Source organism: Pseudoalteromonas sp. SM9913 (genome assembly GCF_000184065.1).
Lineage (GTDB): Bacteria > Pseudomonadota > Gammaproteobacteria > Enterobacterales > Alteromonadaceae > Pseudoalteromonas > Pseudoalteromonas tetraodonis.
Genome location: NC_014803.1, coordinates 1,726,028 through 1,742,101, shown reverse-complemented (window position 1 = coordinate 1,742,101; position 16,074 = coordinate 1,726,028). Strand labels below are relative to the sequence as shown.

Below are 16,074 nucleotides of genomic sequence, written 5' to 3'. Positions count from 1 at the left end.
ACGACTCAAAGTAAACAAGAATTGTAAAAGAGTCTCCGGCTATATATACTAACGGAGGTTTTTAACCAATTTGTATTTGGGTAAACTTTTTTTTACATAATAATTTTCATAAAAAGTGAACTTTATTAGTATCAATACGTTTATTTTGATAGTTCCACCAGAAACATTTGGTGGGTTTTAGAAAAACAAGTAGATGAGCCCCACTGCGGGCAAGATGGGCAAGTAACTGTGAAAAAGCAAAGACCTGTAAATCTAGATCTAACAACTATATCTATGCCGGCAACGGCTAAAGCTTCAATTTTTCACCGCGTCACCGGTGTTGCATTATTTTTTGCTTTAACGTTTGTCATTTGGGCTTGGTCAGAGTCTCTTTCTTCAGCTGAAGGTTTTGAATTCGTCAAGAGTCTGTTTAACGGATTCATTGCCAAATTTATAGCTTGGGGCACCCTTTCTGTATTGGGTTATCACCTTATCGGTGGTATCCGTCACATTATTATGGATATGGGGCATTGGGAAGAACTTGAATCAGGCAATACTAGCGCTAAAATTGCGATGGCACTTGGCGTTGTGTTTGCTGTATTGGCAGGGGTGTGGATATGGTCTTAAATCAAGCAACTCTTAAACGTGATGGCGTACAAGATTTTGTATCTTTACGCACAACGGCATTAATAATCAGCGCGTATGCAATCTTTATTATTGGCTATTTTTTAGCAATGCCAGAAGTCACATATGAAGCCTGGACAGGCCTATTCTCAAACCTAGCAATGAAAGGGGCAACGTTAATCACCCTAGTTTGCATTATGGTTCATACCCGTATCGGCCTTTGGCAGGTTCTTACCGACTATGTAAAGAACGCTAAATTGCGTGCTTTTTTAGGCTTTGTACTAAACCTAATGGCTGTTGCTTACGTAGCTGTGGGTTTAATCGTTTTATGGGGTGTTTAAGTGAAATATTCTGTTCGTGAATTTGACGCCGTAGTAATTGGTGCCGGTGGTGCAGGTATGCGCGCTGCTCTTGCTATTACTGAATCTGGCAAAACATGTGCGCTAATCTCTAAAGTTTTCCCGACACGCTCACACACTGTATCTGCTCAAGGCGGTATTACAGTAGCGTTAGGTAACTCGCATGAAGATAACTGGGAATGGCATATGTATGATACCGTTAAAGGTTCTGATTTTATCGGTGACCAAGACGCTATCGAATACATGTGTCAAACTGGCCCAGAAGCTATTACTGAATTAGAAAACATGGGCTTACCATTTTCGCGTTTTGAAAATGGCCGTGTTTACCAACGTCCTTTCGGTGGTCAATCGAAAAACTTTGGTGGTGAACAGGCTGCGCGTACTGCAGCAGCAGCTGACCGTACGGGTCATGCATTATTACACCTTCTTTATCAACAAAACGTTAAAAACAAAACCAATGTATTCTCAGAATGGTATGCACTTGATTTAGTTAAAAACGATAATGGCGATGTAGTAGGCTGTACAGCGATTGAAATTGAAACAGGTGAAATCACTTTCTTCAAATCAAAAGCAGTTGTGTTAGCGACAGGTGGTGCAGGTCGTATTTTCGCATCAACAACCAATGCTCACATCAATACCGGTGACGGTGTTGGTATGGCTGCACGTGCTGGTATTTCTATGCAAGACATGGAAATGTGGCAGTTCCACCCGACAGGTATAGCTGGCGCTGGTACGCTAGTAACTGAAGGTTGTCGTGGTGAAGGTGGTTATCTTTTAAATAAAGATGGCGAACGCTTCATGGAACGTTATGCACCAAATGCTAAAGATTTAGCGTCTCGTGACGTTGTTGCTCGTTCAATGATGACAGAAATTCGTGAAGGTCGTGGTTGTGATGGTCCTTGGGGTCCTCACCTTAAGTTGAAACTTGACCACTTAGGCGAAGAAACGCTTAACTTACGTCTTCCAGGTGTATGTGATCTTGCTAAAACATTTGCTCACGTTGACCCTGCAAAAGAACCGATTCCAGTTATCCCAACATGTCACTACATGATGGGTGGTGTGCCAACAAACGTAAATGGTCAAGTACTTAATATCGATGCTGCTGGCAACGAAAAAGTAGTACAAGGTTTATTTGCTGTTGGTGAGATTGCCTGTGTATCTGTACATGGTGCTAACCGCTTAGGTGGTAACTCATTACTTGACTTAGTTGTATTTGGCCGTGCAGCAGGTAACTTCTTAGGTAAATACCTAAATGACGTTGAAATTTCTAAAGCAGCTTCAGAGTCTGACCTAGAAGCGTCTCTTGCGCGCTTTAACCGTTGGGAAAACTCAACAGCTGGTCAAGGCGAAGACCCAGTTCAAATCAAGAAAGACCTACAACAATGTATGCAGCTTAACTTCTCGGTATTCCGTGAAGGTGACTCAATGGCTACAGGTCTTACTGAACTTAAAGAAATCCGTGAACGTTTACAGCACGCGCGTCTTGATGACAAATCATCAGACTTTAACACCATGCGTATTGAATGTTTAGAACTAGACAACTTAATGGAAACAGCTTACTCAACTGCAGTAGCTGCAAACTTCCGTACTGAAAGCCGTGGCGCACACTCTCGCTTTGACTTCCCAGATCGTGATGACGAAAACTGGTTATGTCACTCAGTATTTAATCCGGTAACGGATGAAATGAGCAAGCGTAAAGTAAACTACGAGCCTAAAACACGTGAAGCTTTCCCACCTAAAGCACGTACCTACTAGGAGCGAGACGATGGCACAAGTACAATTTTCAGTTTATCGTTACAATCCGGATGTTGATAACGCACCTCGTATGCAAGATTACACTTTGCAAACTGAGGAAGGCCAAGACATGATGGTATTGGATGCACTTTTACTATTAAAAGAGCAAGATCCTACACTATCGTTTCGTCGTTCATGCCGTGAAGGCGTGTGTGGTTCAGACGGCGTAAACATGAATGGTAAGAACGGTTTAGCATGTATTACTCCTTTATCTACGCTGCAAAAAAATGGCAAAGGTAAAATCGTAGTGCGTCCATTACCTGGACTTCCTGTTGTTCGAGACCTTGTTATTGACATGAGTCAGTTCTACACTCAATACGAAAAAGTAAAACCGTATCTAATTAATGATGAGCCTGCTGCAGGTGAACGTCTTCAATCTATCGAAGAACGTGATAAATTAGATGGGCTTTACGAGTGTATTTTATGTGCATGTTGTTCTACATCGTGTCCTTCTTTCTGGTGGAATCCAGATAAGTTTATAGGTCCAGCAGGCCTTCTTCATGCTTACCGTTTCTTAGCTGATAGCCGAGACACAGCAACAGAAGAGCGTTTAGCTGACTTAGACGATGCATTCAGTGTGTTCCGTTGCCACAGTATCATGAACTGTGTTAGCGTTTGTCCTAAGGGTCTTAATCCGACCAAAGCAATTGGACAAATAAAATCTATGTTATTAAACCGCTCGGTTTAATTTCTAGTAGACGAAAGATGGCTAATAATTTATTAGCCATCTTGTTATATAACTATTAATTTCTGCGCTAAAAAAAAAGGGCTTATAAATGCACGAAGGTGTGATGAAGGCATGGCTAGAATCTTCACATTTAAACGGCGGTAACGTTGCTTATGTTGAAGAGCTTTATGAAGCGTATTTAGACGATGCGACTTCGGTGCCAGAAGAATGGCGAGAAGTGTTCGAACAGTTACCAAAAGTAGATGGTGTGGATGTTGAAGTAAAACATTCAGAAGTTCGTTCACAATTTGCGGCGCTTGCTAAAAACAAGCATAGAGAAGTAGTGGTAGCAGAGGGCAGTGGTGGCGACCTTAAACAGGTTAAAGTACTGCAACTTATTAATGCTTTCCGTTTTCGTGGACACCAAAATGCAAACCTAGATCCACTAGGTATTTGGCAACGAGAACGTGTACGAGATTTAGAGCTAGAGTACCACGACTTATCGGATGCTGACTTTGACCGCGAATTTAACGTAGGATCGTTTGCCGTTGGCCGCGATACTATGCCTTTAGGTGAGTTATACCAAGCACTAAAAACCACTTACTGTGGTTCTATTGGCGCCGAGTATATGCACATCACATCAACAGAAGAAAAGCGTTGGTTACAACAGCGTTTAGAGTCTGTTCAGTCTAGGCCAAAATTTGATAAAAATGAAAAGCTACGAATCCTCAAGGGATTAACAGCGGCTGATGGTCTTGAAAAATATTTAGGGGCTAAGTTCCCGGGTGCTAAGCGTTTCTCACTTGAAGGTGGCGATGCGTTAGTGCCTATGTTAAAAGAGCTTATTCACCGTGCCGGTGAAAGTGGCCAAAAAGAAGCCGTTATTGGTATGGCCCACCGTGGTCGCTTAAATGTTCTCGTTAATGTGCTAGGCAAAAATCCATCAGAACTTTTTGATGAGTTTGCTGGCAAGCACAAAGAAACGTTAAGCTCAGGTGATGTTAAATACCACATGGGTTATTCATCAGATTTCGAGACTAAAGGTGGCAACGTGCACATGGCACTTGCGTTTAACCCGTCGCATTTAGAAATCGTAAATCCGGTGGTTATGGGCTCTGTGCGTGCACGTCTTGATCGTCTTAATGACAAAACAGGCAGCAAAGCACTTCCAATCACTATCCACGGCGACTCAGCAATTGCAGGTCAGGGTGTTGTTCAAGAAACGTTTAACTTATCGCAAACTAATGCATTTAGTTGTGGCGGTAGTATCCGTATTGTTGTTAATAACCAAGTTGGTTTTACAACAAGTAAAAAAGACGATGTACGCTCAACTGATTACTGTACTGATATCGCAAAAATGGTTCAATCGCCAATTTTCCACGTAAATTCTGATGATCCTGAAGCGGTTGCTTTTGTAACTCAACTCGCGCTTGATTTTAGAAATCAGTTTAAACGTGACGTTGTGATTGACCTTGTTTGTTACCGTCGCCATGGTCATAACGAGGCTGATGAGCCTAACGCTACACAGCCAATCATGTACCAAAAAATTAAAAAACACCCAGTACCTCGTTTAATCTACGCGGATCAGCTGATTTCTGAAGGTTCTTTCACAGAAGATGAAGTGAAAGCGCTTGCTGATGATTACCGTAATGGTTTAGACGATGGCAACTGTGTTGTTGAAGAAATACAGCCAGAAACATCACACTCTTCAGATTGGGCTAAGTATGTAGGCCATGAATGGAGTGTTGATTACGATGCTAGCGTTTCGGTAGAAAAGCTTAAAGAACTTGGTAACATAGTTGCAAGTTACCCAGAAGAGTACAAAGCACAATCTCGTGTTAAAAAAATATACGATGATCGTAAAGCAATGGCTGCTGGCGAAAAACCACTTGATTGGGGTATGGCAGAAACTTTAGCGTATGCAACTATTGCAGCTGAAGGCACTGATATTCGTCTAACTGGACAAGATTCAGGCCGTGGTACCTTCTTCCACCGTCATGCGGTTGTTCATAGTCAAAAAGATGGTGCAACGTATTTACCATTACAGAACCTTAGTGAAGACCAAGGTACGTTTGAAGTTTTTGATTCGGTACTGTCTGAAGAAGCGGTATTAGCATTTGAATATGGTTATGCAACTGCAGAGCCGACTTCATTAGTATTGTGGGAAGCACAATTTGGTGATTTCGCTAATGGTGCACAAGTGGTATTTGACCAGTTCTTAAGTTCAGGTGAGCAAAAGTGGGGTCGCTTATGTGGCTTAACGTGTTTGTTACCTCATGGCTATGAAGGTCAGGGTCCAGAGCACAGCTCGGCTCGTCTAGAACGCTTTTTACAGCTTTGTGCTGATCACAACATGCAAGTATGTGTGCCATCAACACCGGCGCAAGTGTACGCAATGTTACGTCGTCAATCAGTTAGACCACTGCGTCGTCCACTGATTGTAATGACACCTAAATCATTGCTACGTCATCCACTTGCAACGTCATCGCTAGAAGAGCTTTCTGAGGGTGTATTCCACAACATCATTGATGAAATTGATGAGATTGATGCTAAGAAAGTAGAACGTGTTGTATTTTGTAGCGGCAAAGTTTACTACGAACTATTACAAGAGCGTCGTAAACTTGAGCAAGACAATATTGCAATTGTTCGTGTTGAGCAGCTTTACCCGTTCCCACATGACGAAATGAAAGCAATTATTGAACGTTACCAACACGTTACTGATTTTGTGTGGTGTCAGGAAGAGCCGCAAAACCAAGGCGCTTGGTACTGTTCACAACATCACTTTGTTGATGCAATTCCACAAGGTGCAAAATTGAAATATGCAGGCCGTAAGGCATCAGCATCTCCTGCATGTGGATATATGTCAGTACATACTAAAGAACAACAAGCGCTCGTTGCCGACGCGCTTACTATAGAAAAGAAAGGATAAGCAATGAGCACAGAAATTAAAGTTCCTGTTCTTCCTGAGTCGGTTGCAGATGCTTCCGTTGCTACATGGCATGTAAGTGTTGGCGACAAAGTAAGCCGTGACCAAAACTTAGTAGATATTGAAACAGACAAAGTGGTTTTAGAAGTGGTTGCACAAAATGACGGTGTGATCACTGAAATTTCACAAGAAGAAGGTGCTACGGTACTTGGTGACCAAGTGATCGGTTTAATTGGTGATGCGCAAGAAGCATCACCAAGTAAAGAGCCAAAAGAAGATAGCTCAGCATCAGAAAAATCAGAAGACGCGCCGGCGGCGCAATCAGCACCAGCATCAGAAGGTAAAGAAGTGGATATTAAAGTACCTGTACTTCCAGAATCAGTTGCAGATGCAACAATTGCTACTTGGCATGTTCAACCAGGTGACGCGGTAACACGCGACCAAAACTTGGTTGATATTGAAACAGATAAAGTTGTACTTGAAGTGGTTGCCCAAGAAGACGGCGTTATGGGTGAAATCATTCATGACGAAGGCGATACTGTTCTTGGTGAGCAAGTAATTGGTAAAGTAAAAGCAGGCGCTGCACCCGCTAAATCTGACGCAAAAGCGGATGCACCAGCAGCCAAAGAAGAAAGCTCAAGCGACAGTTCAGATGTGTTAACGCCATCAGTTCGTCGTTTAATTGCTGAGAAAGGCCTTGATGCATCAAAAATCAAAGGTTCAGGTAAAAATGGTCGTGTGACTAAAGAAGATGTTGATCAATTCTTGAAATCACCTGCGCCAGCAGCAAAAGCAGAAGCAGCGCCAGCAGCACCTATGGGTGACCGCACGCAAAAACGTGTGCCTATGACACGTTTACGTAAAACCATTGCGAATCGTCTTCTTGAAGCGAAAAACTCAACTGCAATGTTAACTACATTTAACGAAGTTAACATGAAGCCAATCATGGATCTTCGTAAGCAGTACCAAGAAGTATTTGAAAAGCGCCACGGTATCCGTTTAGGTTTCATGTCTTTCTACGTGAAAGCAGTGACTGAAGCGTTAAAGCGTTTCCCAGATGTAAATGCATCAATTGACGGCGATGATATTGTTTACCACAACTATTTCGACATCAGCATTGCTGTTTCTACACCTCGTGGCTTAGTAACACCTGTACTTAAAGACTGTGACAAGCTATCTGTTGCAGAAATCGAAAAGGGTATTCGTGAGCTAGCGCTTAAAGGTCGTGATGGTAAGCTAACGCTTGACGATATGACCGGCGGTAACTTCACTATCACCAACGGTGGTGTATTCGGTTCGTTACTATCTACTCCAATTATTAACTTACCGCAGTCTTCAATTTTGGGTATGCACAAAATCCAAGATCGTCCAATGGCTGTAAACGGTAAAGTTGAAATCTTACCTATGATGTACTTAGCGTTATCTTACGATCACCGCCAAATCGATGGTAAAGAATCAGTTGGTTTCTTAGTAACAATTAAAGAGTTACTTGAAGATCCAACACGTTTACTGCTGGATGTTTAATTAAGTAGTATGAAATATAAGCTGTGAGTTAAAATCACAGCTTTTTTTTTGTGCCTATGGTCATACTGGGGTTTTCATGTAGCGCCATGAGATCTATACTAGGCACGCAATTTGGGATAGTTGTTTATTTGCATAAATATTCAACTCTTTTAATATAAAAAAATTGGATAAAGCATCATGAATTTGCATGAGTATCAGGCAAAACAACTTTTTGCCGAATATGGTTTACCAGTTTCTCAAGGTTTCGCTTGCGATACACCTGAAGAAGCTGCAGCAGCTGCTGAAAAGATTGGCGGCGATATGTGGGTTGTTAAAACTCAGGTTCACGCAGGTGGACGTGGTAAAGCTGGCGGTGTAAAGCTAGTTAAAACTATCGACGAAGTTAAAGCGTTTGCAGCTAACTGGTTAGGTAAAAACCTAGTTACTTACCAAACAGACGAGAAAGGCCAGCCAGTTGCTAAAATTTTAGTAGAAAGCTGTACTGACATCGCTAACGAACTGTACCTAGGTGCTGTTGTTGACCGTGCTTCTCGTAAAGTTGTGTTCATGGCGTCTACTGAAGGCGGCGTTGAAATTGAAACTGTTGCTGAAGAAACACCAGAACTTATCCACAAAGCTGAGATCGATCCATTAGTAGGTCCTCAAGCTTACCAAGCACGTGAGCTTGGTTTTAAATTGGGTCTTAACCCAACGCAAATGAAACAGTTTGTTAAGATCTTCATGGGTCTTGGTAATATGTTCAACGATTTCGATTTCGCATTACTTGAAATCAACCCGCTAGTAATCACAGATGAAGGTAACCTTCACTGTCTAGATGGTAAAATCGGTATCGATGGTAATGCACTTTACCGTCAACCTAAAATCCGTGAAATGCACGATCCATCTCAAGAAGATGCGCGTGAAGCTCACGCAGCAAGCTTCGAGCTTAACTACGTAGCCCTTGATGGTAACGTAGGTTGTATGGTTAACGGTGCAGGCCTAGCAATGGGTACTATGGACATCGTAAACCTACACGGTGGCAAGCCAGCTAACTTCCTAGATGTTGGTGGCGGCGCAACGAAAGAACGTGTATCTGAAGCATTCAAAATTATCCTTTCAGATGACAACGTTAAAGCTGTTTTAGTTAACATCTTCGGCGGTATCGTTCGTTGTGACATGATTGCAGAAGGCATCATTGGTGCAGTTAAAGAAGTTGGCGTAAACGTACCAGTAGTTGTACGTTTAGAAGGTACTAACGCTGAGCTGGGTCGTGAAGTACTTGCTAAGTCTGATCTAAACATCATCGCTGCTGAATCATTAACAGACGCGGCTGAAAAAGTTGTTGCTGCTGCGGAGGGCAAATAATGTCTGTATTAATCAATAAAGATACAAAAGTTATCTGTCAAGGTTTCACTGGTGGTCAAGGTACTTTCCACTCAGAGCAAGCGCTTGAGTACGGTACACAAATGGTTGGTGGTGTAAGCCCAGGTAAAGGCGGTCAAACGCACCTTGGTCTTCCAGTATTTAACACAGTACGTGACGCTGTAGAAGCAACTGGCGCAACTGCATCAGTTATCTACGTACCAGCACCTTTTTGTAAAGATGCAATCTTAGAAGCAATCGACGCGGGCATCGACCTAATTGTTTGTATCACTGAAGGTATTCCTACACTTGATATGGTTGACGTTAAAGTTAAACTAGATCAAACAGGTACACGTATGATCGGTCCTAACTGTCCAGGTGTTATCACTCCTGGTGAGACTAAGATTGGTATCATGCCTGGTCACATCCACAAGCCTGGTAAAGTAGGTATTGTTTCTCGCTCTGGTACTTTAACGTACGAAGCGGTTAAGCAAACTACAGATGCTGGTTTTGGTCAGTCTACGTGTGTTGGTATTGGTGGCGACCCAATCCCAGGTACTAACTTTATCGACGTTTTAGAAATGTTCGAAAAAGACGACCAAACTGAAGCAATCGTAATGATTGGTGAAATTGGTGGTACTGCAGAAGAAGAAGCTGCAGAGTACATCAAAGCTAACGTAACTAAACCTGTTGTTTCTTACATTGCTGGTGTTACTGCACCAGAAGGTAAACGTATGGGTCACGCTGGCGCAATCATCGCAGGCGGTAAAGGTACTGCTGATGAGAAATTTGCTGCATTAGAAGCTGCGGGCGTAAAAACTGTACGTTCACTGGCTGATATTGGTAAAGCACTTAAAGAAAAAACAGGCTGGTAATCAGCGGTTATTCTTTAAAAAAGGCTCGCAATTGCGAGCCTTTTTGTTATCTATGACTAGAGCGTATTACCCTTAATCTTAAAACGGGTAACTAATATGTTGAAAAAATCGCAGAGATAAATCTTGGCGCTGCTTATTAATAGCTAATTCATCACAGAATGCATGAACGGTTTTCTCTACTTGGTTCATAAAGCGACCATAGCCAATCTCATGTTTGTTATGTGCGGCGGCAACAATCACAAAATGTAGCGTCTCTACGAGTTTATTTTCATCAAAAAATACTTTAATTTGCGGCGCTGAATCTTCTATATCAAAACTAATTTTTTGTAACTCACCATTTCCCTCATTTCTATCTACTTCACTATTACGAATTATTGGCATTGCCCCATTGGCAACCATCGCTGCATGGGTGAGTTTATTATCTTCACAAAGTTGAGTAAATAACTGCGAAAAGTGGTTATAAAACGGCTTATAAGTTTGGCTATTAATTTGTGTTTGAAATTGCGTCTTAATATTACGTGACACGGGAATAGAGAAGGTGACGTAAGTCATTTCAGCATGGCTACTAGGTATTGCGCATTGTCTGGATTGATAACGAGGGTACAAACTTCTTAGTTTATAACCATAGCTTTCTTTATTACCTTTTTCTTTAGCGAATAAGTCATAGGTTAAATGTTGATGATCGCGCAGTTTAAAGCTTGGCTGGTCTAAAAATAACTGATCTTGTAAATGACTCAATACTTTTTGTACATTGGTATGAAATTGCGCTGAGTGGGCACGTATATCTTCGCCAGTAGCTAAAAACAATAGGCGTATTTTTTTACTTTGCTGATTTTCTGTGTGATGAAGTTTATGCGCTTCATGGTAACGAGGGTTATAAAAAAACAACATTTGCTTATCGGTTTCAAGTTGGTAAGACTCATCATGAAATCTCACCACGGGGAGTTTATCATTTGCGAGTAAATGGACATTATGCAGTTCATATTCATCACATGATGCAAATAACTGACGCGCAATTCGTTCATAGCAAGCATTAATATTACTGAAGTTTTTATAAAAATCTTCATTAGGTGTAATTTCGGCTAATAAGTAATGATTTGCACGTGCATTACTTGGAATATATATGCGGTGTTGATTTAATGAGGCCATCTTCGTTCCTTTAAGTTGGGGTTATTCGTTTACTATAAATCGCTTTAATGACTTTAATATTGCGCTAAAACAAATTTTGCTCATAAACTATCCCTTATCTAACAAACTTTGGTAATAACTGCATAAACCCGCATCTATTACTGTATGTTAAGGTTGGTTTTTGTAATAATGCAGTAGTTTTGTTATCACGCAATATACAGAGGTTTATAATCCTATGGCGGAAATCGAGAATCGCCCAAATAACTTTATTAGAACCCGAATTGATGAAGATTTAGCAAGTGGAAAACATGCCACAACGCATACCCGTTTCCCACCTGAACCTAATGGCTTTTTACATATTGGCCATGCAAAATCAATTTGCTTAAATTTTGGTATCGCCAAAGACTATAACGGTTTATGTAACCTTCGTTTTGACGATACAAACCCAGAAAAAGAAGATATTAACTACGTTAATTCAATTAAAGAAGACGTACAGTGGTTAGGGTTTAATTGGGATGGTGAGATTAAGTATTCGTCAAACTATTTTGATCTACTTTATGGTTATGCGGTAGAGCTTATTAATAAAGGCTTAGCGTATGTTTGTTTCTTAACTGCAGATCAAGCTCGCGAATACCGTGGTACATTAAAAGAGCCTGGTAAAAACAGCCCATACCGCGAAACATCACCTGAAGAAAACCTCGCATTATTTGAAAAAATGCGTAACGGTGAATTTAAAGAAGGTGAATGTGTCCTTCGCGCTAAAATAGATATGGCCAGCTCATTTATGGTGCTGCGCGATCCAATTATATACCGTATACGTTTTGCTAATCATCATCAAACAGCGGATAAGTGGTGCATTTACCCAATGTACGACTTCACGCATTGTATTTCTGATGCACTTGAAGGCATTACTCATTCATTATGTACGCTAGAGTTCCAAGATAACCGTCGTTTATATGACTGGGTATTGGATAACATCAGCCTTGAATGTCACCCGCAACAAATTGAGTTTTCACGTTTAAACCTTGAATACACAATTATGTCAAAGCGTAAGCTTAATGACTTAGTGGTTAATAAGCACGTAGAAGGGTGGGATGATCCGCGTATGCCAACCATTGCGGGTCTGCGTCGTCGTGGTTATACACCGGCATCTGTGCGTGAATTCTGTCAGCGTATCGGTATTACTAAGCAGGAAAATATGGTTGAAATGGGCATGCTTGAAGCGTGTATCCGTGATGACTTAAACGAAAATGCTCCGCGTGCAATGGCTGTACTTGATCCAGTGAAAATTGTGATTGAGAATTATGAAGCCGATAAAGTAGAAACGCTTTCTGTGGCTAATCACCCAAATAAAGAAGAAATGGGTCGCCGTGAAGTGCCTTTCACGCGTGAAATTTTTATCGAACGCGAAGATTTCCGTGAAGAAGCGAACAATAAGTTTAAACGTTTAGTGCTTGATAAAGAAGTACGCTTACGTGGTGCTTATGTGATTAAGGCAGAGCGTGTTGAAAAAGACGACAATGGTGAAATTACCACTATTTACTGTACTTACGATCCTGAAACATTGGGTAAAAATCCAAGCGATGGTCGTAAAGTAAAAGGGGTTATTCATTGGGTATCAGCGCCTGAGTCAGTGACAGCTGAAGTACGTTTATATGACCGTTTATTCAGTGTGCCTAACCCTGCAGCCGCAGAGGACTTTGAAAGCACGTTAAACCCAGACTCATTAGTGGTTATTTCTAATGCTAAACTTGAACCTTCATTGGCTAATTCTGTACCTGCACAAGGTTTTCAGTTTGAGCGTACCGGTTATTTCTCACGTGATACTAAATCAGAAAACCTGGTATTTAACCAAACGGTAGGCTTACGTGATTCGTGGGCTAAAATAGAGCACAAATAATACTGCTCTATTTTCTAGTTATAAAAAAACCTGCTTAATAGCAGGTTTTTTTTATTAAACTAAATAGGCTTTTAACTATTGCTTTGCGCAAACGCTTTACACGCGTCTTTATCTTCACATTCGCCATATAGGTAAAGAGAGTGATTGGTCAGCTTAATACCGTTTTCTTCAGCTATTTCGAGTTGACGACGTTCAATTAAATCATCTTCAAACTCAACAACCTTGCCACATTTTAAACACACTAAGTGGTCATGGTGAGTGCTGCCAGAAAGTTCAAATACTGACTTACCGCCTTCAAAGTGGTGACGGCTTACAATTCCTGCATCATCAAATTGGTTTAAAACACGGTAAACAGTCGCAAGACCAATTTCTTCGCCTAGATCTAATAAAACCTTGTAAACATCTTCAGCGCTTATGTGTTGGTTATCTGGAGATTGAAGAATCTCTAAAATTTTAATACGCGGTAAAGTTACCTTTAGCCCGGCTTTTTTAAGTTCCAAGTTATGATCAGTCATTAAATCTGTCTCAATTTTATTTAGTTATACTAGACATCTTGCAAGATGTACTCGTCACAATAACAGTTAGGATAACGTGCCTTAGCAGGAAGTGCAAAGAACAATTGATCTATATCAATATTAACGCGGAAAATGCTAACTGTTTGATAATATTTTAAACAGTTAGCATTTAAAAGGGGGGGATTAATCTGCTAACTCACTTAAGCACATTTCATCATATACCTGAGCACACCACTGCTTAACACGCTGCTCAGTCAATTCTGGCTGACGGTCTTCATCAATACCTAAACCAACAAAATGTTTGTCATCAGCCATGCCTTTTGATGCTTCAAAATCATAACTGTCTGTTGGCCAATGGCCAACAACAATAGCGCCACGTTCTGTTACGATATCGTTGATCATGCCCATAGCATCTAAGAAGTATTCTGCATAGTCTTCTTGGTCGCCACAGCCAAAAATAGCCACTAGTTTACCTTCAAAGCTTACTTCTTCAAGCTCAGGAAAGAAATCATCCCAATCACATTGTGCTTCACCATAATACCAAGTTGGAATACCGAATAAGATCAGATCAAACTCAGCAATCTCTTCTTTAGAGCTTTTTGCAATGTCATGCACAGCAACGAGCTTTTTACCCAATTCTTTTTGGATCATTTTTGCTACGTGTTCTGTGTTACCTGTGTCACTTCCGAAAAAAATGCCTACACTTGCCATGGATTTAAACCTTTTATCTATCAATAGCCAATCTTTCTTGTAAAATTGTTTCGATCAACGCACTGCGGCTAATATTTTGTGCATCTGCCATATCACTCAGTGCCTGATACAGCTGTGACGAAACTTTAAATTCAACACGCTTTAAACCACGTGCCTTATCTCTTTTTATTTGATTACGTTTATTAACCTTTAACTGCATATCCCGAGGAAGGGGATTAGTTTTAGGTCTACCTGGACGTTTCTCGTATTCAAATAAATCAAGCGTTGTTCTATCTGTTTCTGACTTGGCCATGCTTAACCTACACCCGCACCTTGCCAAAATACCTGAATAAGTCCTTTGGCAATAAAGCCAGAGCAACCTAAAAAGAGTACCAGCCACACAATATAACGACCAAATTTAGGCACATTGCCGCTTTTCAGTACGTCTTTAATTGCCAAGCCGATAAAAATAAAAATACCTGCTAAGCCAAAATACAACCCTAAGGTATCAAATTCGTTAATAAACTGACTGACCATCGACGTATAACCTTTAAATTAAACGGCGCGTACTATAGCACATAAATCTTTAATTATTTAGTGTGATAAATCAAAAACACGCCATAAAAATAACATTAAACTGCAGTTAAAAAATCATTGATTGCTTTGTTTACAGCCTGTGGTTTTTGGGCATGTAACCAATGACCCGCACCATGAATGATTTTTGCACTGACGTTTTTAAACAGCGCATTAATCGCTTCGCGATGCTCGGTTAAAATGTAGTCAGAGTCATTACCTTTAATAAACAGAGTTTCGCACAAACAAGAATTATTTGCATTAATGTTTGCGGTAATAGTTGAATATTTATTATCGAGCACAGGTAAATTAAAGCGCCAAACAAAGTGCCCATCATCATTTTTATATAAGCTTTTTAATAAAAACTGACGTACACCTAACTCCTCTATATACGGTTGCATTACTAAATCAGCTTGCTTTCTATCACTAATATCTGCATTTTTAACTGCATTTAAAGCCTCAAGTATTTGAGTATGGCGCGCAGGGTAGCTCACAGGCGCAATATCAAGAACCACTAGTTTATCGACTAAATCAGTATGGCTCAGTGCTATTTGCATCGCCACTTTGCCGCCCATAGAGTGCCCAACCAGATGCGCTTTTTGTATGTTTAATGCCGTCATTAATTCAACAACATCATTAGCCATTGCAGTATAATCCATTTCATCGCTGTGGGGCGAAAGGCCATGATTACGTAAATCAACGTTGGTTACACAAAAATGCTCGCTTAATGGTTTTGCAATCACATTAAGGTTTTCTAAAGAGCCAAACAGTCCATGGATCAAAATAACATTTGGACCTTGACCAATTTGTTTGTAATTTAATTGCATAGACGCCTCCTTCAATTTTGCGCATAGTTTGCCGAGCATTACCCTAAAAAGCAAAAAATACAGATATTATTTGTATGTTGGACTCAAAAATACCTAGCTTCCTGATTATTTAGTAATTATTAATTACAACTATGTTTAGGGTCGCGTTGGTTGTAACTCGCATTTCTAACTGGATTGGGTATATACCCAAACCATCACAAGATACAGAATTCAGCGTTTCACCGGGGCTTAATATCAAGGCGTTAGTTTGCAACAATGGTGATCCCTTTTAAAAATTAACAACGATGAGAGTAAGTTCCTGTGAAACGCCCAGAGGGTTGGTTTAAAAGCGATTTATACTGCGTTATTGGTT

At 40.7% G+C, this 16,074-nt stretch carries 15 protein-coding genes; 9 read left to right on the top strand and 6 right to left on the bottom strand.

Annotation, left to right across the window (positions count from 1 at the left end; all coding sequences use genetic code 11):
• Positions 1-228 precede the first annotated feature (228 nt).
• The 8 genes from sdhC to sucD all read left to right on the top strand — a co-directional run bounded on the left by sdhC (position 229) and on the right by sucD (position 10,089).
• Positions 229-606 carry a succinate dehydrogenase, cytochrome b556 subunit gene (sdhC, locus tag PSM_RS07960; protein ID WP_076916082.1) on the top strand — a complete coding sequence of 126 codons (378 nt, stop codon included), beginning with the start codon at positions 229-231 and terminating at the stop codon, positions 604-606.
• The gene (gene sdhD, locus PSM_RS07955; protein ID WP_013465012.1) at positions 597-944 is read left to right on the top strand and encodes a succinate dehydrogenase, hydrophobic membrane anchor protein; all 348 of its coding nucleotides are present in this window, start codon (positions 597-599) and stop codon (positions 942-944) included. The genes sdhC and sdhD overlap by 10 nt, the downstream gene beginning before the upstream one ends.
• On the top strand, positions 945-2,717 hold the full coding sequence (gene sdhA / locus PSM_RS07950; protein ID WP_013465011.1) for a succinate dehydrogenase flavoprotein subunit: 1,773 nt from the start codon (positions 945-947) through the stop codon (positions 2,715-2,717).
• 10 nt (positions 2,718-2,727) lie between these two features.
• Positions 2,728-3,444 carry a succinate dehydrogenase iron-sulfur subunit gene (locus PSM_RS07945; RefSeq protein WP_008112091.1) on the top strand — a complete coding sequence of 239 codons (717 nt, stop codon included), beginning with the start codon at positions 2,728-2,730 and terminating at the stop codon, positions 3,442-3,444.
• Between the two features lie 88 nt (positions 3,445-3,532).
• Positions 3,533-6,352 carry a 2-oxoglutarate dehydrogenase E1 component gene (gene sucA / locus PSM_RS07940; RefSeq protein WP_013465010.1) on the top strand — a complete coding sequence of 940 codons (2,820 nt, stop codon included), beginning with the start codon at positions 3,533-3,535 and terminating at the stop codon, positions 6,350-6,352.
• Positions 6,353-6,355: 3 nt separating this feature from the next.
• Positions 6,356-7,873 (top strand): 2-oxoglutarate dehydrogenase complex dihydrolipoyllysine-residue succinyltransferase, encoded by a 1,518-nt coding sequence (gene odhB / locus PSM_RS07935; RefSeq protein WP_013465009.1) that lies wholly within the window; start codon positions 6,356-6,358, stop codon positions 7,871-7,873.
• 177 nt (positions 7,874-8,050) lie between these two features.
• A complete protein-coding gene (gene sucC / locus PSM_RS07930; protein ID WP_013465008.1) occupies positions 8,051-9,217 on the top strand; it encodes an ADP-forming succinate--CoA ligase subunit beta in 1,167 nt (388 codons plus the stop codon).
• Positions 9,217-10,089: a succinate--CoA ligase subunit alpha gene (gene sucD, locus PSM_RS07925; protein WP_013465007.1), complete on the top strand. Its 873-nt coding sequence runs from the start codon at positions 9,217-9,219 to the stop codon at positions 10,087-10,089. The genes sucC and sucD overlap by 1 nt, the downstream gene beginning before the upstream one ends.
• Positions 10,090-10,167: 78 nt before the next feature.
• Here sucD and PSM_RS07920 read toward each other — a convergent pair whose 3' ends face one another.
• Positions 10,168-11,238 carry a DUF3083 family protein gene (locus PSM_RS07920; RefSeq protein WP_013465006.1) on the bottom strand — a complete coding sequence of 357 codons (1,071 nt, stop codon included), beginning with the start codon at positions 11,236-11,238 and terminating at the stop codon, positions 10,168-10,170.
• 214 nt (positions 11,239-11,452) lie between these two features.
• Here PSM_RS07920 and glnS point away from each other — a divergent pair, with 214 nt between their 5' ends.
• Complete coding sequence (glnS, locus tag PSM_RS07915; RefSeq protein ID WP_013465005.1) at positions 11,453-13,117, top strand: glutamine--tRNA ligase; 1,665 nt, start codon at positions 11,453-11,455, stop codon at positions 13,115-13,117.
• 71 nt (positions 13,118-13,188) lie between these two features.
• Here the strand turns inward: glnS and fur are convergent, their stop codons facing one another.
• The 5 genes from fur to PSM_RS07890 all read right to left on the bottom strand — a co-directional run bounded on the left by fur (position 13,189) and on the right by PSM_RS07890 (position 15,722).
• Positions 13,189-13,632 carry a ferric iron uptake transcriptional regulator gene (gene fur / locus PSM_RS07910; protein ID WP_013465004.1) on the bottom strand — a complete coding sequence of 148 codons (444 nt, stop codon included), beginning with the start codon at positions 13,630-13,632 and terminating at the stop codon, positions 13,189-13,191.
• A gap of 183 nt (positions 13,633-13,815) precedes the next feature.
• A complete protein-coding gene (gene fldA / locus PSM_RS07905; protein ID WP_008113772.1) occupies positions 13,816-14,343 on the bottom strand; it encodes a flavodoxin FldA in 528 nt (175 codons plus the stop codon).
• A 13-nt stretch (positions 14,344-14,356) separates the two neighbouring features.
• The gene (gene ybfE, locus PSM_RS07900) at positions 14,357-14,635 is read right to left on the bottom strand and encodes a LexA regulated protein (protein WP_008113775.1); all 279 of its coding nucleotides are present in this window, start codon (positions 14,633-14,635) and stop codon (positions 14,357-14,359) included.
• Between the two features lie 2 nt (positions 14,636-14,637).
• A complete protein-coding gene (locus PSM_RS07895) occupies positions 14,638-14,859 on the bottom strand; it encodes a DUF2788 domain-containing protein (RefSeq protein WP_008113777.1) in 222 nt (73 codons plus the stop codon).
• A 95-nt stretch (positions 14,860-14,954) separates the two neighbouring features.
• Complete coding sequence (locus tag PSM_RS07890; protein ID WP_013465003.1) at positions 14,955-15,722, bottom strand: alpha/beta fold hydrolase; 768 nt, start codon at positions 15,720-15,722, stop codon at positions 14,955-14,957.
• Positions 15,723-16,074 lie beyond the last annotated feature (352 nt).